Source organism: Lysobacter sp. TAF61, assembly GCF_052113485.1.
GTDB lineage: Bacteria > Pseudomonadota > Gammaproteobacteria > Xanthomonadales > Xanthomonadaceae > Lysobacter_J.
Genome location: NZ_JBFRDH010000004.1, coordinates 169918 through 191056, shown reverse-complemented (window position 1 = coordinate 191056; position 21139 = coordinate 169918). Strand labels below are relative to the sequence as shown.

21 protein-coding genes and 1 pseudogene are annotated in these 21139 nt (G+C 66.6%); 5 read left to right on the top strand and 17 right to left on the bottom strand.

Annotated features, from left to right (window positions below):
• Window positions 1-4 precede the first annotated feature (4 nt).
• The 3 genes and pseudogenes from AB4Y64_RS11050 to glmU all read right to left on the bottom strand — a co-directional run.
• Window positions 5-940: pseudogene (locus AB4Y64_RS11050) on the bottom strand (two-partner secretion domain-containing protein); the annotation flags it as partial.
• Window positions 941-1027: 87 nt separating this feature from the next.
• Window positions 1028-2731: a ShlB/FhaC/HecB family hemolysin secretion/activation protein gene (locus tag AB4Y64_RS11045; protein ID WP_441816678.1), complete on the bottom strand. Its 1704-nt coding sequence runs from the start codon at window positions 2729-2731 to the stop codon at window positions 1028-1030.
• Between the two features lie 288 nt (window positions 2732-3019).
• Entirely contained in the window at window positions 3020-4390 is a 1371-nt protein-coding gene (gene glmU, locus AB4Y64_RS11040) for a bifunctional UDP-N-acetylglucosamine diphosphorylase/glucosamine-1-phosphate N-acetyltransferase GlmU (protein ID WP_441816501.1), read from the bottom strand.
• A gap of 143 nt (window positions 4391-4533) precedes the next feature.
• Between glmU and AB4Y64_RS11035 the strand changes: the two genes are divergently transcribed.
• Window positions 4534-4938: a GtrA family protein gene (locus tag AB4Y64_RS11035; protein ID WP_441816500.1), complete on the top strand. Its 405-nt coding sequence runs from the start codon at window positions 4534-4536 to the stop codon at window positions 4936-4938.
• A 92-nt stretch (window positions 4939-5030) separates the two neighbouring features.
• On the opposite strand, the gene AB4Y64_RS11030 is transcribed toward AB4Y64_RS11035, so the two are convergent.
• The 9 genes from AB4Y64_RS11030 to AB4Y64_RS10990 all read right to left on the bottom strand — a co-directional run bounded on the left by AB4Y64_RS11030 (window position 5031) and on the right by AB4Y64_RS10990 (window position 12209).
• Window positions 5031-5456 (bottom strand): F0F1 ATP synthase subunit epsilon, encoded by a 426-nt coding sequence (locus AB4Y64_RS11030; RefSeq protein ID WP_441816499.1) that lies wholly within the window; start codon window positions 5454-5456, stop codon window positions 5031-5033.
• A 12-nt stretch (window positions 5457-5468) separates the two neighbouring features.
• Window positions 5469-6869 carry a F0F1 ATP synthase subunit beta gene (gene atpD / locus AB4Y64_RS11025; RefSeq protein ID WP_441816498.1) on the bottom strand — a complete coding sequence of 467 codons (1401 nt, stop codon included), beginning with the start codon at window positions 6867-6869 and terminating at the stop codon, window positions 5469-5471.
• Window positions 6870-6951: 82 nt separating this feature from the next.
• On the bottom strand, window positions 6952-7815 hold the full coding sequence (atpG, locus tag AB4Y64_RS11020) for a F0F1 ATP synthase subunit gamma (protein WP_441816497.1): 864 nt from the start codon (window positions 7813-7815) through the stop codon (window positions 6952-6954).
• 94 nt (window positions 7816-7909) lie between these two features.
• Window positions 7910-9460: a F0F1 ATP synthase subunit alpha gene (gene atpA / locus AB4Y64_RS11015; RefSeq protein WP_441816496.1), complete on the bottom strand. Its 1551-nt coding sequence runs from the start codon at window positions 9458-9460 to the stop codon at window positions 7910-7912.
• Window positions 9461-9525: 65 nt separating this feature from the next.
• The gene (locus tag AB4Y64_RS11010) at window positions 9526-10053 is read right to left on the bottom strand and encodes a F0F1 ATP synthase subunit delta (RefSeq protein WP_441816495.1); all 528 of its coding nucleotides are present in this window, start codon (window positions 10051-10053) and stop codon (window positions 9526-9528) included.
• Window positions 10054-10061: 8 nt separating this feature from the next.
• A complete protein-coding gene (locus tag AB4Y64_RS11005; protein WP_241917513.1) occupies window positions 10062-10532 on the bottom strand; it encodes a F0F1 ATP synthase subunit B in 471 nt (156 codons plus the stop codon).
• A 90-nt stretch (window positions 10533-10622) separates the two neighbouring features.
• Window positions 10623-10919: a F0F1 ATP synthase subunit C gene (gene atpE / locus AB4Y64_RS11000; RefSeq protein WP_158732391.1), complete on the bottom strand. Its 297-nt coding sequence runs from the start codon at window positions 10917-10919 to the stop codon at window positions 10623-10625.
• Between the two features lie 80 nt (window positions 10920-10999).
• Window positions 11000-11830 (bottom strand): F0F1 ATP synthase subunit A, encoded by an 831-nt coding sequence (atpB, locus tag AB4Y64_RS10995; protein ID WP_441816494.1) that lies wholly within the window; start codon window positions 11828-11830, stop codon window positions 11000-11002.
• A 10-nt stretch (window positions 11831-11840) separates the two neighbouring features.
• Entirely contained in the window at window positions 11841-12209 is a 369-nt protein-coding gene (locus tag AB4Y64_RS10990; RefSeq protein ID WP_233264781.1) for a hypothetical protein, read from the bottom strand.
• A gap of 323 nt (window positions 12210-12532) precedes the next feature.
• Between AB4Y64_RS10990 and AB4Y64_RS10985 the strand changes: the two genes are divergently transcribed.
• Together AB4Y64_RS10985 and AB4Y64_RS10980 are read left to right on the top strand one after the other, a co-directional pair.
• Window positions 12533-12748, top strand: a complete 216-nt coding sequence (locus AB4Y64_RS10985) for a DUF2061 domain-containing protein (protein WP_441816493.1) — start codon at window positions 12533-12535, stop codon at window positions 12746-12748.
• A 285-nt stretch (window positions 12749-13033) separates the two neighbouring features.
• Entirely contained in the window at window positions 13034-13864 is an 831-nt protein-coding gene (locus tag AB4Y64_RS10980; RefSeq protein WP_441816492.1) for a hypothetical protein, read from the top strand.
• Window positions 13865-13940: 76 nt separating this feature from the next.
• Here the strand turns inward: AB4Y64_RS10980 and lpdA are convergent, their stop codons facing one another.
• The 4 genes from lpdA to AB4Y64_RS10960 all read right to left on the bottom strand — a co-directional run bounded on the left by lpdA (window position 13941) and on the right by AB4Y64_RS10960 (window position 18818).
• Complete coding sequence (gene lpdA / locus AB4Y64_RS10975; protein WP_441816491.1) at window positions 13941-15761, bottom strand: dihydrolipoyl dehydrogenase; 1821 nt, start codon at window positions 15759-15761, stop codon at window positions 13941-13943.
• 15 nt (window positions 15762-15776) lie between these two features.
• On the bottom strand, window positions 15777-16424 hold the full coding sequence (locus AB4Y64_RS10970; RefSeq protein WP_441816490.1) for a hypothetical protein: 648 nt from the start codon (window positions 16422-16424) through the stop codon (window positions 15777-15779).
• On the bottom strand, window positions 16421-17887 hold the full coding sequence (locus tag AB4Y64_RS10965) for a dihydrolipoyllysine-residue acetyltransferase (protein WP_441816489.1): 1467 nt from the start codon (window positions 17885-17887) through the stop codon (window positions 16421-16423). Before AB4Y64_RS10965 ends, AB4Y64_RS10970 begins: the two co-directional genes overlap by 4 nt.
• Before the next feature lie 106 nt (window positions 17888-17993).
• The gene (locus AB4Y64_RS10960) at window positions 17994-18818 is read right to left on the bottom strand and encodes a DUF2884 family protein (protein ID WP_441816488.1); all 825 of its coding nucleotides are present in this window, start codon (window positions 18816-18818) and stop codon (window positions 17994-17996) included.
• A 293-nt stretch (window positions 18819-19111) separates the two neighbouring features.
• Between AB4Y64_RS10960 and AB4Y64_RS10955 the strand changes: the two genes are divergently transcribed.
• Window positions 19112-19762, top strand: a complete 651-nt coding sequence (locus tag AB4Y64_RS10955; protein ID WP_441816487.1) for an OmpW/AlkL family protein — start codon at window positions 19112-19114, stop codon at window positions 19760-19762.
• Window positions 19763-19950: 188 nt separating this feature from the next.
• Window positions 19951-20145 (top strand): hypothetical protein, encoded by a 195-nt coding sequence (locus tag AB4Y64_RS10950; protein WP_441816486.1) that lies wholly within the window; start codon window positions 19951-19953, stop codon window positions 20143-20145.
• A 106-nt stretch (window positions 20146-20251) separates the two neighbouring features.
• Here AB4Y64_RS10950 and AB4Y64_RS10945 read toward each other — a convergent pair whose 3' ends face one another.
• On the bottom strand, window positions 20252-21139 hold the full coding sequence (locus tag AB4Y64_RS10945; RefSeq protein WP_441816485.1) for a DMT family transporter: 888 nt from the start codon (window positions 21137-21139) through the stop codon (window positions 20252-20254).

Below are 21139 nucleotides of genomic sequence, written 5' to 3'. Positions count from 1 at the left end.
CGGCGTTGCGCACGCCCAGGCCGTGCTCGGTTCCGAGCAGCTGGATCTTGTTGGCGTACATGCCGCCCAGCGCGCTGACGTCGAGCGCGTAGTTGGGCGCGGCGGCACCAGTCGCCATCGCGCGGACCTGTGTGTGGTCGGCGCTGACTGTGTTGGCACCCGTGGTGACCTGTAGCTGGTTGGCCCACAGGCCCGCATTGGCTTCGACCGAACGCGCGATGACGTCGGTGTAGTTCTGGCGCGACGCATCCAGGCCGGCGCCGTCCAACCGGATCGCACCGCCTTCCACGCGAAAGCCTTCCAGCGCGCCACCGGTGACGATCGGCTTGCCGGTGGTGAGCGTCGCGCGGTCCGCATTGATGAAGCCGCCGCCGTTGACCTGGATGCCGGCGGGGTTGGCGATCACCACCGCTGCCCGATCGCCAGCCACTTCGATATATCCGTTCAGGCGGCTGGCCGGACCGTTGACCTCGTTGAGGATCACCCTGGCCGTGCCCGTGGCCAGCCACGGATTGCCCGGCACTTGGCCGCCCAGCTGTGTCTGCGCCCCGCTTCGCGAGTTGTTGAGGATCGCACCCCGCGTGCCGACATCGAACTGCGAGTACGTGTTTCGCGACACGCCCGCCGCGCTGGGCGTGGTGATGTTGATCAGTGGCGCGCCGCTGGGCGCTTCCACCACGCTGGGGCGCTGGTTGCCCGGTGCGCCGCGGTCGACCCGAATCCTGCTGGCATCCTGCGCATGCACCGACGGCACATCCAGCGTTGCCGCCAGACCCACCAGACCCAACGCGCACCACAGCGCGAAGCGCAACCTCGGAACGGTTCCCACCACCGCTCCACGGCCAGGGGTGGCCCCTCCACGAGGCGACTGCACCAGCTCCGAGGCCACCTGCCACAGACCCAGGGCGTGATTGAAGACGAGACGGTAGATGCGGTTCATTGCGCTGCTTCCCTGCTGCTTGTTCTTCGATGCTCGCGTCCGCGGCACCACACGGCGCTAACGTGGCGCCAACGCTGCTTCGACGCCTTAGTACTGCCAGCCCAGGCTGAAGCCGAGCGCGGTGACGGTGGTCTGGAAACCAGCGGGTTTGCCGATCGGCGCACCGACGAACACGTCCCAGTAGCCACGGCCCAGGCGGCCGCGCAGACCGATCACGCTGCCGGCCAGGTGGTCACCCAATTGCCACTGCGTGGCCGGGCCGCCGATGTGGCCGTAGTCCAGCCCCAGGTACAGTTCCTGGCCACCGCCGAGCGACAGGGCGAAGTCGTTGCGCACGGCCCAGCCGCGCTCGCCCGTCAGCGACAGTTCGCCGTCGAAACCGCGAACGGTGTAGCGCCCGCCGATCGCGAAACGGTCCTGCGGCACCAGGGGCGTGCGATTCCACTGCGCGCGCCAGCTACCGGTGTAGCGCAGCCGCTGCGCGCCGAGTTCGAACGGAACGTTGAGCGTGACATCGGCGGTGATGATCCGCGGACGCGAGGTGCCTTCCAGCGGCGAGCCCGGGTCGATTGCATGGAAGCGTTCTTCGGGCGATTGCAGTGCGCCGAAGGCTCCCGTTCCCTGCTTGTACCCGGCACTCGCGTCCAGCGTCGAGGCGCCCATGAACTGCTTGTAGGTGAGACCCACTGCCCAACCCGCCATGCGTCGGCGCTGCACGTCAATCTCGGTGTCGTCAACGAAGTTCTTCGCCTCGCGCACCCAGCCAAGGCCATAGGCACCCAGCTTGATACGGGCGTTGCGGAACAGCATTCTCGCCGCACGCAGCTCGGCGTTGTCGCTGCTGCCGGCGTAGGTGTAGGTCTCAAAGGGTCCGACCACGTCCTGCCGGTAGTCGTAACTGTTGGCGGTGGCGCCGAGCAACCAGTACCCGACCGGCACGTCGTAATGCGCCGTCCAGCTTCGCGTGCCCTTGCCCGCGCCGTTTGCCACGTCGTGTCCGACGTTGACGTAGAAGAGGTCGTTGAGCAGCCACCAGTCGTCGAGCGACAGCGTGGCTGCGCCCTGTAGCTTGCCTGTCGCTTTGCCGCCGGAGTCGTCCAGCGTGAGGCCGAAGCGGAACGGGGACAGCTGTTTCCAGGCGATCACCAGATCGCTCTCGCCCGGCTGCGGATCGACGCCGTCGGTCGGGACGATCTGGATATCGGCTTCCACCGTCGGGATGCGCTTGAAGTTTTCCAGCGCCTGCTCGATGTCGCGCAGATTCAGCATGTCGCCTGGCTCGGCCGGCACTGCATTCCACCAGGTTGCGCGCGAGTCGGTGCCGTTGGCAAAGCGGACGGCACGAATGCGCCCTGGCACCACCGTCAACTCCAGTTCGCCGTCGGCCAGGTTCTGCGGCGCAGCCAGGACGCGTGTCGTCACGAAGCCGCGCGAGATTATCGCGTTCTGCACGCGCTTGATCACTACGCCCACGCCTTGCGTGCCCAAGCAGCTGCCCACGGAAGGGTCCTGTGCAGGATCAGCGGCGCGCAATGCCCAAGCGAAGACTTTTGCCCCTTCACCCACCAGTGCGATCTGGTGGATCGGGAAGCACGGGTGCTCGCTACTGGGCAGCGGTTCGAACGCGCTGCGCTCGGGACGAGACGGCGAACGCACGTCTGGCGAGGGCTCGTGCTCCTCGCGCAGCACTCGCTCCCGTTCCTGCTGCCGCAGCAATTCCTGCTGGGACGGGGGAACCTGCGCGTGGACCACGGCCACCGGCACGAGCAGCCCGAAGAGCAGACACTGCAAATACTGCCGACGCAGCGGCTTCCTTGTCACACGCGTCACGACCGACCCCCAAATCCGAACTCCGGCAAGGCGCCTTTTGACGCGGTGCCACCACGAGCGCGAACAGTGCCAGCGTGCTGTGTGTCAGGACTATAAGAACGGTCTGAAATACCGGTCAGCGCGTTCCGTCAATTCGGATTCGCTTGGGCCTGGCCGACGCCGCGCCACCCTGTGGCAATGCCACTCGCGCTGATCGAACCGCCCATTTCGGGGACAGCGCCAACTTCGCCGACGCGAGTCCCCTGCCGTTTAGTGCTTCGGCTGCTTCTTCGGCCGCACCCAGCCCTCGACCGACATCTGCCGCGCACGCGCCACGCTCAGTTGTCCGTCCGGCGCATTCTTCGTGATCACCGAACCGGCCGCGATGGTCGCGTCCTTGCCGATCGTCACCGGTGCCACCAGCGACGAGTTCGAACCGATGAAAGCGCCGTCCTCGATGATCGTGGTCGACTTGTTCACGCCGTCGTAGTTGCAGGTGATCGTGCCGGCGCCAACGTTGACGCCGCTGCCGATCACCGCATCGCCGATGTAGCTCAGGTGGTTGGCCTTGCTGGTCACGCCGATGCGGGCGTTCTTGGTCTCGACGAAGTTGCCGATGTGCACGCCGTCGGCGAGCACGGTGCCCGGCCGCAGGCGCGAGTACGGACCAATCTGCGCCGCGCCTTCCACCACCACGCCGTCGAGATCGCAGTGCGCGCGGATCTCGGTGCCGGCGCCCAGGCGCACGTCCTTGAGGCGGCAGAACGGGCCGATGCGCACGCCGTCACCCAGCTCGACGCGGCCTTCCAGGATCACGTCGACGTCGATCTCGACATCGTGGCCCACGGTCACCTGGCCGCGCTGGTCGTACCGTGCCGGATCGGTCAGCCGTGCGCCTTGTATGCACAACGCGCGCGCGGCGCGGCGCTGGAACGCGCGCTCGAGCTGCGCCAGCTGCCAGGGGTCGTTGGCGCCCTCGACCTCGATCGGGTCGCGCACGTGCACCATCTCGGCGGCGTTGAACTCGGACGCGGCGGAGGCGAACACGTCGGTGAGGTAGTACTCGCCCTGGGCGTTGTCGTTGCCCAGGTGCTGCAACCAGTTGCGCAGTGCGGCGCCATCGGCGACGAGGATGCCGGTGTTGACGGTGCGGATCTGCCGTTGCTCGTCGTCGGCATCCTTGTGCTCGACGATGCGCCCAACGCGACCCTGCGGATCACGAACGATGCGGCCATAGCCGCTGGGGTCTTCGAGGTCGGCGACCAGCACCGCGATCCGTCCCGGAGCCGCCAGCAGGTGCTGCAGCGTGTCGCGCGCGATCAGCGGCACATCGCCGTACAGCACCAGCACGCGGGCGTCCTGCGGCACGGCCGGCATGGCCTGCTGCAGCGCATGCCCGGTGCCCAGGCGCTGTTCCTGTTCGGTCCAGTGCAGGTCGGTCTGGTCGGCGAATGCGGCACGCACCTGCTCGCCGCCGTGGCCGTAGACGACATGGATACCATCAGCACCCAGCCCCCTGGCGGTCTCGATGACGTGGGCCAGCATCGGACGGCCTGCGATCTTCTGCAGCACCTTGGCCGTGGTGGACTTCATCCGCTTGCCCTCGCCGGCGGCGAGGATGACGACGTGCAACTGGCTCATGCGGTTTCCCGTTGGATTGCTGCGCCGGCCGGGGCGCGAGCGGCAATCTTAGCAATCGCGGCGGGGCGGCAAGTCATGCCCGCGCGAAGACGCCGGCACACCGCCGGCCTCGGGCCGGGCGCCACATTGTCTAGAATCGCGCCATGCGCAAATTTCTCCGGGAATCGACCCTCGTCCGCCAGGGCGGCAGCTACGTTGTCATCGGCCTGGTGCAGTTGCTGCTGGACTGGGCGATGTTCGTCGCGCTCAGTGCGCTCGGGCTGGCCGTGGTGCCGGCCAACATCTGCGGTCGCGTCGCGGGCGCCCTGCTCGGCTTCTGGCTCAACGGGCGCTTCACCTTCGCCAGCGCCGACACCGCGGTAGGACGGCGCCAGTTCGCCCGCTTCCTTGCGATGTGGCTGGTGACGACGTTCCTCAGCACGTGGGGCGTTGTGCACGTGGAACAGGCCGTCGGCCTGCAGTGGGCGTGGCTGGCCAAGCCTGTCATCGACCTGGGGTTGGCGGCGGTGCAGTTCACGCTGTCGCGCTACTGGGTCTACCGGCGCTAGGCCAGGCACGCCTGCACAAACGAAAAACGCCGGCACGAGGCCGGCGTCTTCGGTGCGATTGGCGATCCGCAGCGCGGACCGGCGTTCGACACTCAGTGCTTCATGTTCTTGCGCAGGCGCTCGAGCGCGCTGAGCTGGGCGATGCTCATGGCCAACTGGTTCTGGGCTTCTTCCATGCTCATCTTCGGATCCTTCTTCGACAGGATCCGCTCGGCTTCTTCCTTGGCGGCGCGGACAGCGGCTTCGTCGATGTCCTGGGCGCGCACGGCGGTGTCGGCCAGCACCGTCACCACGGTCGGCTGCACCTCGAGGATGCCGCCGGAGATGGCGAAGTCCAGGTGCTCGCCGCCCGGCAGGGTCACCACGACCTTGCCCGGCTTGAGGCGGGTGATCAGCGGCGCATGCTTGGGCGCGATGCCCAGCTCGCCCATTTCACCGGTGGCGACCACCAGCTCGGCTTCGCCGTGGAAGATTTCCTGTTCGGCACTGACGATGTCGCAACGAATGGTGGATGCCATGGGAATCTCCGGTCAGCCTGCGATCTTCTTGGCCTTCTCGACCGCTTCCTCGATGCTGCCGACCATGTAGAACGCCTGCTCCGGCAGGTGGTCGTACTCGCCTTCGACGATGCCCTTGAAGCCGCGGATCGTGTCCTTCAGCGCGACGTACTTGCCCGGCGAACCGGTGAAGACTTCGGCGACGTGGAACGGCTGGCTGAAGAAGCGCTCGATCTTGCGCGCGCGCGACACGGCCTGCTTGTCTTCTTCCGACAGCTCGTCCATGCCGAGGATCGCGATGATGTCCTTCAGTTCCTTGTACTTCTGCAGGGTCGACTGGACCTTGCGCGCGACTTCGTAATGCTCCAGGCCGATCACGTTCGGATCGAGCTGGCGCGAGGTCGAGTCGAGCGGATCGACGGCCGGGTAGATGCCCAGCGAGGCGATGTTTCGCGACAGCACGACAGTGGCGTCGAGGTGGGCGAAGGTGGTCGCCGGCGACGGGTCGGTCAGGTCGTCCGCGGGCACGTACACGGCCTGGATCGAGGTGATCGAACCGGACTTGGTCGAGGTGATGCGCTCCTGCAGGACGCCCATTTCCTCGGCCAGCGTCGGCTGGTAGCCCACGGCCGACGGCATGCGGCCCAGCAGTGCCGACACTTCGGTACCTGCCAGCGTGTAGCGGTAGATGTTGTCGACGAACAACAGCACGTCGCGGCCCTTGCCCGAGGCGTCCTTCTCGTCGCGGAAGTACTCGGCCATGGTCAGGCCGGTCAGCGCGACGCGCAGGCGGTTGCCCGGCGGCTCGTTCATCTGGCCGTACACCATCGCCACCTTGTCGAGGACGTTGGAGTCCTTCATCTCGTGGTAGAAGTCGTTGCCCTCACGGGTACGCTCACCCACGCCGGCGAACACGGACAGACCCGAGTGCGCCTTTGCGATGTTGTTGATCAGTTCCATCATGTTGACGGTCTTGCCGACGCCGGCGCCGCCGAACAGGCCGACCTTGCCGCCCTTTGCGAACGGGCACATCAGGTCGATGACCTTGATGCCGGTTTCGAGCAGGTCGTTACCCGAGGACTGGTCCTCGTACGACGGAGCGGAACGGTGGATCTCCCAATGCGCCGAAGCGGCGACTTCGCCAGCCTCGTCGATCGGGCGACCCAGCACGTCCATGATGCGGCCCAGGGTGCCGGCGCCGACCGGCACCGAGATGCCCTTGCCGGTGTTGTTGGCCACCAGGTTGCGCTTGAGGCCGTCGGTCGAGCCGAGCGCGATGGTGCGCACGACGCCGTCGCCAAGCTGCTGCTGCACTTCGAGCGTGATCTCGGTGTTGTCGACCTTCAGCGCGTCGTACACCCGCGGCACGGACTCGCGCGGGAACTCGACGTCGACGACCGCGCCGATGATCTGAACGATCTTGCCCTGACTCATGGTGGTTTCCTCGTAACTTTAAAGCTGGTGTGCAGTCGCGACTATCGCGCCCGCGGGATTGGTGATGGCTGTGCCGGCGCGGTCAGACCGCGGCGGCACCGCTGACGATTTCCGAGATTTCCTGGGTGATCGCAGCCTGGCGGGCCTTGTTGTAGACCAGGTTCAGCGTGCCGATCAGCTTGGTGGCGTTGTCCGAAGCAGCCTTCATCGCGACCATGCGCGCGGCATGCTCGGAGGCGACGTTTTCCAGCACCGCCTGGTACACCAGCGACTCGACGTAACGGGTCAGCACGTGCTCAAGCACGGTCGCCGCGTCGGGCTCGTAGATGTAGTCCCAGTCGTGGTGCGCGACCTTCGTGTCCGATTCCGGCAGCGGCAGCAGCTGGTCGAACGCCGCGCGCTGGGTCATCGTGTTGACGAAGTCGTTGTAGCAGATGAAGACGCGGTCGACGTTGCCGCTGCTGTAGCCGTCGAGCATGACCTTGATCACGCCCACCAGCTGCTCGAGCTTGGGGTGGTCGCCCAGGTGGGTGACCGAACCGACCATGTTGACGTTGATGCGACGGAAGAACACCGAGGCCTTCTGGCCGATGGTGACCACGTCGATCTCGACGCCCTGCTCCTGCCACTTGCGGAACTCGCCGAGCAGCTTGCGGAACAGGTTGTTGTTGAGGCCGCCGGCCAGGCCACGGTCGGAGGACACGATGATGTAGCCGACGCGCTTCACGTCCGGGCGCTCGACCAGGTACGGATGCTGGTAGTCGGAATTGGCCTGGGCCAGGTGACCGATCACCTGCTTCATCACGCGCGCATACGGGCGCGAGACTTTCATCCGGTCCTGCGCCTTGCGGATCTTGGATGCCGAGACCATTTCGAGCGCGCGCGTCACCTTGCGGGTGTTCTGCACGCTCTTGATCTTGGTTTTGATTTCGCGGCCGCCTGCCATGTATCGCTCGCTTTCGGTTCGTCATCGGGCGGGCCGGAGCCCGCCATTGCTGCAGACGGGCCGGAGCCCGTCGCAACCCTTTACCAGTTCACGCTTACCAGGTTCCGGTCTGCTTGAACTCGGCGATGCCCTGCTTGAAGGCCGCCTCGATCTCGTCGTTCCAGGCGCCCGAGGCGTTGATCTTGCTGATCAGCTCGCCCTGGGTGTTGGCGAAGTGGGCGTGCAGGCCGGCTTCGAACGCCAGCAGCTTGCTGACCGGCACGTCGTTGAGGTAGCCCTCGTTGACGGCGTAGATCGACAGCGCCTGCAGCGCGATCGACATCGGCGCGTACTGCTTCTGCTTCATCAGCTCGGTGACGCGCTGGCCGTGCTCGAGCTGCTTGCGGGTGGCTTCGTCCAGGTCGGAGGCGAACTGCGCGAACGCAGCCAGCTCACGGTACTGGGCGAGGGCGATACGGATGCCGCCCGACAGCTTCTTGATGATCTTGGTCTGGGCCGCGCCACCGACGCGCGACACCGAGATGCCGGCGTTCACGGCCGGGCGGATGCCGGCGTTGAACAGGTCGGTCTCGAGGAAGATCTGGCCGTCGGTGATCGAGATCACGTTGGTCGGGACGAACGCCGAGACGTCGCCGGCCTGCGTTTCGATGATCGGCAGCGCCGTCAGCGAACCGGTCTTGCCGGTGACCTTGCCTTCGGTGAACTTCTCGACGTACTCCTCGGACACGCGGGCTGCGCGCTCGAGCAGGCGGCTGTGCAGGTAGAACACGTCGCCCGGGTAGGCTTCGCGGCCCGGCGGACGCTTGAGCAGCAGCGAGATCTGGCGGTAGGCCACGGCCTGCTTGGACAGGTCGTCGTACACGATCAGGGCGTCTTCGCCGCGGTCGAGGAAGTACTCGCCCATGGTGCAGCCGGAGTAGGCGCTGATGTACTGCATCGCGGCCGACTCGGAAGCCGTCGCCGCAACGACGATCGTGTGCGCCATGGCGCCGTTCTCTTCCAGCTTGCGCACGACGTTGGCGACGGACGAGGCCTTCTGGCCGATCGCCACGTACACGCACTTAATGCCGGTGCCCTTCTGGTTGATGATCGCGTCGATGGCCAGGGCGGTCTTGCCGGTCTGGCGGTCGCCGATGATCAGCTCGCGCTGGCCACGGCCGATCGGGATCATCGAGTCGACGGTCTTGTAACCGGTCTGCACCGGCTGGTCGACCGACTTGCGCCAGATCACGCCCGGGGCAACGCGCTCCACCGGAGCGGTCAGCGAAGCGGTGATCGGGCCCTTGCCGTCGATCGGCTCGCCCAGCGCGTTGACGACGCGGCCGAGCAGTTCCGGACCGACCGGCACTTCGAGGATGCGGCCGGTGGTCTTGGCCACGTCGCCCTCGCGCAGGTGTTCGTAGTCGCCCAGGACCACGGCGCCGACCGAGTCGCGCTCCAGATTCAGCGCGAGTGCGAAGGTCTCGTTCGGCAACTCGATCATTTCGCCCTGCATCACGTCGGCCAGACCGTAGATGCGCACGATGCCGTCGGCGACCGAGGTGACGGTGCCTTCGTTGCGCGCTTCGGCGGTCAGCTTGACCTTCTCGATGCGGGTCTTGATCAGTTCACTGATTTCGGACGGGTTGAGCTGGGTGGTAGCCATGGGTTTAGGTCCCTTGATCCGGTATTACCCGGAAATACAAATTGAAAGCCGGCAGATGAATTCGGTTATTGCGCGAGCGTGGACTGCAGGCGCGCGAGCTTGCCCTTGAGCGAGCCGTCGATGACCACTTCGCCGGCGTCGATCACGGCGCCGCCGATCAGCGAGGCATCGACCGCCGTCTCGATCTCGACATCGCGGCCGAAGCGCTTGACCAGCGCGGCCTTGATGGCATCGAGTTCGGCAGCCGGCAGTTCGCTGGCAGCAGTGACCTTGGCCTTGACCACGCGCTCGGCATCGGCGCGCAGCTCCTCGAACAGGCCGGTGATTTCCGGCAGCAGGGCGAGGCGGCGGTTGTCGGCGAGCAGGCCGAGGAAGCGGGTGAAGCTGTCCTCGGCACCGTCCATCGCCAACAGGCCGACAGCGTCGACCGGATTGATCAGCGGATGGCCGAGCAGCGCCTGCGCCTGCGGATCGGCAGCCACACGGGCGGCGAACGCGAGCGCCTGCGACCATGCGGCGGTGCGGCCGCTTTCACGCGACAGCGCGAAGGCGGCACGGGCGTACGGACGGGCGAGGGTCAGTGCCTGGGTCATCGCTCAGCTCAGATTTCTGCGGCCAGCTCGTCGAGCAGCGCCTTGTGGGCGTTGGCATCGATTTCGCGCTTGAGCAGCTTCTCGGCACCGGTCACTGCCAGCGTGGAGACCTGCTTGCGCAGCTCCTCACGGGCGCGATTGGCGCTGGCTGCGATCTCGGCATCGGCAACCGCCTTCTGGCGGGTGGCTTCTGCGATCGCGTCGTTCTTGGCCTGGTCGATGATCTGATTGGCGCGCTGATGCGCCTGCTCGATGATCTCGTTGGCCTTGGTACGGGCGGTGCGCAGCTCGGCGTCGACGCTCTGCTGTGCCTGCGCGAGGTTCTTCTGGCTCTGCTCTGCAGCGGCCAGACCCTCGGCAATCTTGTGTTGTCGTTCTTCGATCGCCTTGTTGAGGGGCGGCCAAATGAACTTCATCGTGAACCAGATCAGGATCGCGAAAGTGATCATCTGGCCGAAGAAGGTCATGTTGAGATTCATGACAGCTCCGATAGGGCGCTGCGGGCGGTGATGCCCGGGAGAGCCGTCCGCATGGCGGACGGCTCCGGTGCTTCTACAACGTCGAACTGATTAATGCGCGGCGCCGGCGGTGGCGGCAGCAGCATTCTTGACTTCGCCCAGCAGCGGGTTGCCGAAGGCGAACAGCAGGCCGACGGCCAGCGCGATGATGAACGCCGCGTCGATGAGGCCGGCCAGCAGGAACATACGGCCCTGCAGCATCGGCACCAGCTCCGGCTGACGGGCAGCCGACTCAAGGAACTTCGAGCCCATCAGCGCGATGCCGAGGCAAGCGCCGATAGCGCCGAGGCCGACCATCATGCCGATCGCGATAGCGGTCAGGCCCTGCACACTGGCGATGAATTCCATGGTTTTCTCCTACTGAAACGTTTTGGTTGGACTAACGGATAGATAAAGCGCGGAAGGGTGAAGCGAAAACAAAAGCGGACTCAGTGACTCTCGTACGCGCCGGCGATATAGACGACGGTGAGGATCATGAAGATGAAGGCCTGCAGCAGCACGATCAGGATGTGGAACAGCGCCCATGCAGCGTTGAACAGCACGCCCGGCACGAACATGATCAGGCTGCCGCCGAGCAGGCCGGCGATGAGCATGAACACCAGCTCGCCGCCGTACATGTTGCCGAACAGTCGCATTGCCAGGCTGACCGGCTTGACCAGGTACTCGATGACGTTGAGGCCGAGGTTGGCCGGCGCCAGCGCGATCTTGGTGCCGGTGCCGTGCGCGTGGAACGGCGCGGTCAGCAGCTCCTTGCCGAAGCCGAAGCCGCCCTTGGCCTTGACCGAGTGCCACAGGATCAGGAAGAACACGACGACCGACATGGCCAGCGTCGTGTTGAGGTCCGCCGTGGGGACCCAACGGAAATAGGTGTGGTGCGCGACATCGGCGCCGGCGGCCAGCTTGATCGCCGTGTACGGCGCGTCGAGCGGCAGCAGGTCCATGCAGTTCATCATCACGACCCACATGAAGATGGTCAGCGCCAGCGGGGTCAGCGAGCGGCGGTCGCCGTGGAAGCTGTCCTTCACCTGGCCGTCGATGAACTCCAGGATCAGCTCGACGAAGGCCTGGCCCTTGCCCGGCACGCCCGAGGTGGCCTTGCGCGCGAAGTAACCAAACCAGGTAATGAAGATCAGGCCCAGCACCAGCGACACCGCCCAGGTGTCGATATGGAACGCACCGCCGAAGAACTCGACCGAGTTCTGCTGGAGGTGGTGCTGGATGTATTCGTTCAGGCCGCCCGAACCGGTCTGTTCACTCACGAAAAGACACCTATCGTTTCAAAAGGTTGGCCAGGACGAATGCCAGCGTTCCCGCAAGCACTCCCACCAGCATTGGCAACGGCGGCAGCTTGAACCCGGCGAGGCCGAGCGTTAAAACTGCAAACACCACTACCCACTTCAACATCACCCCGGCCAGAAGCCGCCCCACCGCCATCCCGGCCGGCTGGATACCGCCTCCGAGGGCCATCAGGGCCGCTACGACACTGCCCGCGACGATCGCGCCACCGCCGACCGCCGCCGCCAGCGCCGAAGGCGCCCCGAAGGGGAGGAAGGCCAGCGCGACCAGCGCTGCCGCGCCGGCCTGCCAGGCAGTCGCGCGCGACGCCAGCCGGCGACCTGCGGACAATGGATCGTGCACGCTGGACTCGTCGGTCTGGGGCAGGCGCAAAGCGCCCGGTAGAGCCGCAAAAGTATAGAGGTCGGCGGCGTTCCCGGCAACCGCCGCCAGTCACGTTTGCCCGGGGGCGGCGGCCTGTTCAGGTTGGCGGAGACGGGTTGCCTGACGTCCCTCCCGGCCCGGGTGGCGGCATCGGCACGAGCGGAGATTCGCCTGCGAGGTAACCCTGGCGCGGCTCCCCGGCTCGCCATAGCCCGCCACTATCGGACTGACTGCAACATTGAATTTGACTCCGCCCCTGCTGGGTGCAGAATCGAGACTCATTCTCATCTGGCAGGCACGTCATGTCCAAGACCCTCAGCTTCGCCGCGGTCCACTTCACGGTCGCATTCATGGTTGGCTACCTGATGACGGGCAGCGTCTGGGTCGGCGGCGCGCTCGCCCTGGTCGAACCGGCCTGCAACACGGTCGCCTTCCACTTCCACGAGAAGATCTGGAAGCGGATCGAACAGCGCCGGAGTGCGGACCGGCAAGGCGACGCCGCCGCAGTGACGGCCTGATAGCGCGCAGTCAGGCAACCAGCCGGCCAAGCCGGCACAAGGGCGACGGAACCTTTCCCCATTCCGCCGGTCCGACCTAGGGATCGCCCGCCCAGTCTCTACTCCTCGTCAAAGCAAGCTGCGGTGGGCCCTCCGAAGCCCCGGTCTCCCTACCGGGGCTTCGCCTTGTGCGGCATGCAAGTGTGACGCGCACCGCTTTTTTACGGATCGACGTAATGGATTTCACTCACGCTGTATGACGTGTGCGGCATCGGTATGACTCCTTCGATTGTCCGGAGATCACTGATGCCACGATCCACTTCTTCGCTGCGCGCGCCTTCGTTGCCTTCATTGCTTGCACTCGCGCTGACGGCAGCGATGTACACCCATGCGGCGCATGCGCAGCAGAACGATCGTTTCACTTTGCGCCTGGGCGCGATGGACGCGGACGCATCCAGCGAGCTGAGCGCGCGCACGCAGTTCATGGGCCAGGACCTGCGCTACAGCCAGGACTTCGATTTCGGCAGCGATGAAATCGTGCCGCGCCTGGATGGCACGTTCCGTTTCAGCGACCGCCAACGGCTGGTCTTCGACTACTTCCAGTACGACAAGGAAAAGACCGCCACGCTCAACAACGACCTCTCGTTTGACAACGTGACACTGCCTGCCGGCAGCTTCGCTCGCGCCGAGGTCGAGTTCACCCTGGCCAGCCTGATGTACGACTACGCCGTGGTCGACACCGACACGTTCGAGCTGGGCCTGCAGATCGGCGCCGAATGGGCCAAGCTCGAAGGGACGCTGCTCGCGGAAGCGGGCCCGGACCGGTTTCGCGACAGCTCCAGCGAGGACGGCTATGCGCCGGTGGTCGGTGCACGCTTTACCGTCACGCCTTCGGAGCACTGGCTGATCAATCTCCAGGGCCAGTACCTGGATGCCGACTGGGGCAACTTCGACAACTACGACGGCAGCATCACCCGCGCCAACGCGGTGGTGGAGTACCGCTTCACGCCGGTGTTCGGCGTGTTCGCCGGCTACGACTGGTTCAAGCTCGACGCCACGCGCGGTGGCCGCGATGGCTCGCTCGGACTGGACCAGCGCTTCAAGGGGCCGATTGCGGGCGTGTCGCTGACGTTCTGACGGCGCAGCGGGCACCGTCATCCCGGCGCACGCGGGGATGACGGGCCAGTCTCCCCGCCTTCGCGGGGATGACGGGCTACTTCTTCTTCGGGATGTACAGGTCGGTGATCGTGCCTTCGTACACTTCCGCCGCCATGCCGACCGACTCGCTCAAGGTCGGGTGCGGATGGATCGTGTGGCCGATGTCGGATGCTTCGGCGCCCATCTCGATCGCCAGCGCCACTTCGGTGATCAGATCGCCCGCATGCACGCCGACGATGCCGCCGCCGATGATGCGGTGGGTCTTCTCGTCGAAGATCAGCTTGGTGAACCCTTCGCCGCGGCCGATGCCCACCGCGCGCGCCGAAGCGGCCCACGGGAACTTGCCGATGCCGATCTCCAGGCCCTTGGCCCTGGCTTCGGTTTCAGTCACGCCGACCCAGGCGATTTCCGGATCGGTGTAGGCCACCGACGGAACCACCCGCGCCACCCACTCGCGCTTCTCGCCCGCGGCGACTTCGGCTGCGAGCTTGCCTTCGTGCGTGGCCTTGTGCGCCAGCATCGGCTGGCCGACGAGATCGCCGATGGCGAAGATGTGCGGGACGTTGGTGCGCATCTGCCGGTCGACCGGGATGAATCCGCGATCGGTCACCTGCACGCCGGCCTTGTCGGCATCGATCTTGCCGCCGTTGGGCGAGCGGCCGACGGCCACGAGGACGCGATCGAACGTCATTGCCGCCGGTGCGGCGTCGCCTTCGAAGGACACGGTGATGCCCTGCTTGGAGGCTTCCACCGTGGTCGCCTTGGCCTTGAGGTGGATGGCCACGCCCTGCTTCTTGAGGCGATCGGCGAGCGGCTTTACCAGGTCCTTGTCGGTGCCCGGCATCAGCTGCTCCATGAACTCGACCACCGTCACTTCGCTGCCGAGCGCCTTGTACACCGTGGCCATTTCCAGGCCAATGATGCCGCCGCCGACGACCAGCAACTTCTTCGGCACGTCGACCAGGTCGAGCGCGTCGGTGGAGTCCATCACGCGCGGGTCGTCCCACGGGAAGTTGGGCAGCTTCACCGCCTGCGAACCGGCGGCGATGATGCACTGCTCGAAGCGCAGCAGCTGGGTCTTGCCGTCGTCGCCGGCAATCTCAAGCTCGTTGGGCGAAACAAACCTGCCCACACCCTGCACCGTGCGCACCTTGCGCTGCTTGGCCATGCCGGCCAGGCCCTTGGTGAACTGGGTGACGACTTTGTTCTGCTTGAAGTCGCGCAGCTTGTCGATGTCGATCTTCGGCTTGCCGAAGTCGATGCCGATGTCGGCCGAATGCGCGGCTTCCTCGATCAGCGCGGCGGCATGCAGCAGCGCCTTGGACGGGATGCAGCCGACATTGAGGCAGACGCCGCCAAGCGATGCGTAACGCTCGACCAGCACCGTGTCGAGGCCGAGATCGGCAGCACGGAATGCCGCCGTGTAGCCGCCGGGGCCGGAGCCGAGCACGACGATGCGGCATTCGATGTCGGCCTTGCGGCCCGTTGCGCTCGCCGCTTGCGGTGCCTGGCTCCCGCTCGCGGGAGAGGGTGAAGGTGCGGGCGTGGCGGACGCACTGGCCGCCTTGCCCTCACCCGCCGCGCGCGGCGCGGCAACCTCTCCGGCAGGCGGGAGAGGTGCTTTCTCTGCTTCGGCGCCAGCGCCCTCGAGGATCGCGATCACCGCGCCCTCGGCGACCTTGTCGCCCACCTTGACCTTCAGTTCCTTGACCACACCGTCGGCGGACGACGGCACTTCCATCGTTGCCTTGTCCGATTCCAGCGTGACCAGGCCCTGGTCCTTCTTGACCGTGTCGCCGACCGCGACCAGCAGCTCGATCACCGGAACGCCGTCGTAATCGCCGATGTCCGGCACTTTGACTTCAATGGTCGCCATGAATGTCTCCTGCGCTCAACCGGTGGCGCCGGTGAGCGATTGTTCCAGTTCGTCAAGCTTCTCTTCGAGCTTGCGCCAGCGCTTGATGCGCTTCTCGTCGCTGTCGTCGGTGGCCTCGATCAGCAGGCCGACCTGGTCCATGAGCTGGCTCGTCGGACCGCAGGCGGGCTGCAGGCCGCTGATGCGCAGGTCGTCGACCACGAACAACAGCACTTCACCCTCATGGAACTGCGCGCCGCGGTCCTGCGGCACCTGCGTGCTGAGCGCGCGCTGCCAGTCGGCGACCATGCGTCGCGCCAGCGCGGCCGGCATCGGCACCTGCTGCACGTCGGGTTGCTGGCCCACGCGCAGTTCGCGCTTGCCGCCGCTCCACACTTCGACGCGTTCGTCGGCCTGGCTGAAACGCAGGGTCCAGTCGCCATCGCCGTCGCCGGCAAACAACTGCACGGCGCTCTCGACGCTGCGCGCCGGCAGGCGGGTCATGCTCAGCGTCGGCTTGGCGCCTGCTGCGAACAGGCCTTCAACCGCCGAACCGTAGTTCTCGGTCGCCGGCGGCCAGCCGCGGCCGAGGTCGAGGTTGCAGACCTCGTCGTCGGCGCGGGCGGTTGCTGCGGCCTGCACGGCCAGCAGGCTCGCCGCGAGGCACAGCGCGCGCAGGCTCACAGCAGTACGCGCCGCATGTCGGCCAGCAACTGCGCCAGGTGCGCGGTGAAGCGCGCGGCCAGGGCGCCGTCGATGACGCGGTGGTCGTAGCTCAGCGACAGCGGCAGGATCAGGCGCGGCGCGAACTGCTTGCCGTCCCACACCGGCCGGATCGCCGACTTGGAGACACCGAGGATCGCCACTTCCGGCGCGTTGACGATCGGCGTGAACTTGGTGCCGCCGATGCCGCCGAGCGAGCTGATCGAGAAACAACCGCCGCTCATGTCGGCCGGGCCGAGCTTGCCGTCGCGGGCCTTCTTGGCCAGCTCCGAGGTTTCCTGGGCGATCTGGATCACGCCCTTCTTGTCGACGTCGCGCACGACCGGGACGACCAGGCCGTTGGGCGTGTCGGCGGCGAAGCCGATGTGGAAGTACTTCTTCAGCACCAGGTTCTCGGCGGTCGCATCGAGCGAGGCGTTGAACGCCGGGTACTTCTGCATCGCCGACACCGACGCCTTCATCAGGAAGGCGAGCATGGTCAGCTTGATGCCGGCCTTCTCGTTCTCCTTGTTGAGCGCCACGCGCAGCTCTTCCAGGTCGGTGATGTCGGCATCGTCGTGCTGGGTGACGTGCGGGATCATCGCCCAGTTACGCGCCAGGTTCGCACCCGACAGCTTCTGGATGCGCGACAGCGGCTTGGTCTCGGTCTCGCCGAACTTGCTGAAGTCGATCTTCGGCCATGGCAGCAGGTTGAGGCCGCCGCCCAGCGCAACCGGTGCGCCGGCGGCTGCCGGTGCCGCTCCGCCCTGCATCACGCCCTTCACGAACTTCGACACGTCGTCCTTGCTGATGCGGCCGCCGCGCTCGCTGCCGCCGATCTGGAACAGGTCCACGCCGAGCTCGCGTGCGTACAGGCGCACGGCGGGGCTGGCGTACGGCACCTTGTCGGGCATCAGTTCGTCGGCACCGAAGGTCACCGGCGGCGACGTCGGCGGCATGGCCTCCGGATCGGTGCCGGGACGCTGGGCATCGATCGACGCCTGGGCGATGCGGTCGGCCTGCGCCGCCACGACCACCGGTTCGACCCGGGTCCCGGTCTCGGCGGCCTTGACCTGCTGCGACGGCGCGGCCGGTTCGGCGCGCGGCGGCTCGGCGGCCTTTTGCGGCTCGGCGGCCTTTTGCGGTTCGGCGGCCTTGGGCGCTTCGGCAGCCTTGGCCGGCGCGGCCGCTGCGGCGCCCGCCTCGGCCGGCTCGATCATCGCCACGACGCTGCCCTCGGAGAGCTCGTCGCCGATCTTGACCTTGATCTCGCGCACGACGCCGGCGAACGGCGCCGGCACTTCCAGGGTCGCCTTGTCGGATTCGAGCGTGACCAGGCCCTGGTCCAGCTTGACCGTGTCGCCGACTGCGACCAGCAATTCGATCACCGGCACGCCTTCGTAGTCCCCGATGTCGGGAACGCGTGCTTCTTTGAGCTCAGCCATGATGTGGGGGTCCCGCGGTACGCGAAAACCCTATTGTGCGGGTTGCCGGCGACTGCGCCAACCGCGGGCGACATACGTCACGGTATCGACCGGTGACGCCGGTTTGTCAGCCCTGCGCCGACGCCCGAGCCGCCTCCGCCGCGGCGTCCTGGGACGGGTTGGCATCTTCCTTGTCGGCCGGTTTGTCCCGGCGTGCCTCCAGCATGTTGAGCGGCTGCCCGTTGGGCGCCCGGTATTCCAGCGAGTCGTCGATCCGGTCGAGCTCGACCATGCGCCGGCACAGGCTGTCGGCGCGCTGCTCGAGCACCTTGGCGCGTGGTTCGACCCGCGCCTCGATCTGGGCGTCCAGGTTCTCCAGCCGCTTGAGGCGGCTGGCATCGCCGCTGAAGGCCGCGCCGAGGGCGCCGCTGACGATGTCGCCGATCATGCTCGGGATGACCTCTGCGACCGCATCGCCGATGCCTTCGCCCAGGTCGCGGCCATTGAAGCGTGTCGCCGTCACCGACCGCGCCAGGCGCGTGTCGATCTTCGCCCGCGCCTGGGCGACATTGGCCTGCGCCGCCTTCGGGTCGCTGCTGAATCCGGCGGCGACTTCGCCCAGCACGGCGAAGGCGATGTCGGCCGCTTCGCGCCCGATCGCCTGCGCTTCCGGCATCGCCGCCCGCGCGCCCTTCTCGAAATCGGCGATGCGTTGCGTGTCGGCGCTGCCGAGCGCGACCCAGCGGTCGTCGACGAACAGCTTGCCCTGGCGCATCACGATCGCCTTGGGCACGCCGTCGGCGCGGGTCAGGATGACGCTGCGCTCGTCGATGCTCAGGTCGTAGTCACTGTCCATGTTGCATGAGACATCCACGTCGACTTCAGCGGCCTGTGCACATGCAACCGGCAATGCAAGTGCGATGAGCACGCTGGGCAAAGACAAGCTGCGCATGACCTGACCCCTGTGGATGTTTGCGCCCATCTTGCCGTTTTCGCGCGGCGATGTCCCCTGTCGCATGTCCTGGTTTTGCGGCTGCGGGGGACTGCGCCGTCATCGCGAGTTCATCGCCGACATGTTTACGCGCGCACGTCAGTGAACACGACGATCGCGAAAAAGTTCCGGCCGCCGCGGTCGCAGGGGCAACCACGGTTCATGGATCGATGGCTAGGGTGGTCGCGCCTTTTCCGAGGCAGCCTCCCCCAAGGCGTCAACAAGATCGTTTTCAATAACGAGGAGATTTCTCCATGATGCATTTTCGTCATTTGACCCTGGCCGTCGTGGCCACCCTGGCCATCGCCCCGGCCGCATTCGCGCAGGACGCGGGCACCGACACCGGCGGCAAGCGCTTCGCGGTGGTTGGCGGTTACGCGCTGGCCGAGCCGACCAGCAACCCGCAGATCGCCGGCGCCCGCACCAACGTCGACGGTGATGGCGCCGCGACCCTGAGCGCGAGCTGGTACGTCACCGACAACATCGCTGTCGAAGCCTGGGGCGCCGCCGACAAGTTCGGCAATCGCGTCAGCACGCCCAACGGCAAGATCGCCAGCATCGACAGCCAGCCGTATGCGCTGAGCGGCCAGTACCATTTCGGCAGCTCGGCCAACCTGATCCGTCCGTTCGTCGGCCTGGGCTACTTCGAAGCCAACGTCGACGGCGAGAAGGCCGAACCGTCGGGCGCACTGGCCGGCCAGCGCATCGGCGTGGAAACCGCCAAGGGCGCCATCGCCACCGCCGGCGTCGACGTCAACATCACCCCGACCTGGTTCGCGCGCGCCGACGTGCGCTACATGCACGACACCACCGGCCAGCCGGACGTGCGGGTCGATGGCGCGAAGGTCGGCAAGGCCGAGCTGAATCCGGTCGTGCTCGGCGTCGGTGTCGGCGCCCGGTTCTGATCTGATCTGATCCAGGTGCTCTGATCGCGATCCTCTCCGGTCGCAGGACAACGGGCCCACCGGGCCCGTTGTCCTTCACGCGCCGATGACGCGCGGGCTGGGCGCCTCTACGCGGCCCTGCGGCGTTCACGCTGCGATCACCGCCCGCAGTTAGGGTCGCGGGTGTTTCCTAAAGGCAGGAGTTACGCATGACGACCAAGCTCGATAAACCGCTGCGTCGCGAGATCCAGATCGAAGACCGTCCCTACACCCTGACCATCGATGCCGATGGCCTCAAGCTGGTGGAGAAAGGTCGGCGCAATGGCCATGAAGTCCGCTGGGCCGACCTCGTCGGCGGCAATACGGCGCTGTCGGCAGCGCTGAACGCCAGCACCGAAAACTAGTCGACCGCGAGATCGCGGCGCGCACACCCTGACCGGATCGAAGGCGCGGCTCGCCTGGCCGCGCCAACGACCTCCCCCACGGACGCACCTCGGGCATTGCCGCGCCTCACGGATGTTCGGCTTCCGCGTGCACGCGCTCACGTCGCAGCAGGTACAGGCCGCTGGCGATGATGATCCCCGCGCCCAGCCATGTGATCGCATCGGGCAGCACGCCCCACAGGCTCAGGTCCAGCAGCACGCCCCAGATCAGTGCGGTGTATTCCAGCGGCGCGATCAGCGACGCTTCGCCCATGCGGAACGCCTCGGTGATTGCGTACTGCCCCAGCGCGCCGGCCACACCGACCCCGCCGATCAGCCAAAGGTGTTCGCTGCGGATCGGCACCCACTGCGGCCAGGCCAGCGCGCCGCCGCCTACGGCGATCATCACCATCAGCCAGACCATCATCGACTGGGTGCTGTCGGTGCGGGCCAGGATGCGCACCGTGATCGCGCTGATCGAATACATCACCGCGGCCACCAGCACCGCCAGCGCGGCCAGGCTGACCAGGCCCTCGCCGGTGGGGCGCAGCAGCACCAGCACGCCGATCAGTCCGACCGCGATGGCCGTCCAGCGCCTCGGCCCGACCTTCTCGCCGAGGAACGGCACCGACATCGCGGTGATCAGCAGCGGCGCCACGAAGAAAATCGAGTACGTGGTCGACAGCGGCATGCGGCTGACCGCATAGACGAAGGCTGCCATCATCGCCACGCCGAGCACGCCACGCAGCAGGTGCAACGACCAGCGCACCTTCAGCAGCGGCCGCACGCCGACGGTGGCCAGTGCCCACACCAGCACCAGCGGCAACGAGGCCGCTCCACGCAGCGCCGCGACCTGGAGCGGCGGATAGTGCGCCGACAGCTGCTTGAGCCCGGCGTCCATCATCGCGAACAGCGCCACCGCGACCAGCATGGTCAGCATCGCGCGGATCTGGCGGGGGTTGTGGCCGGTGGGCAC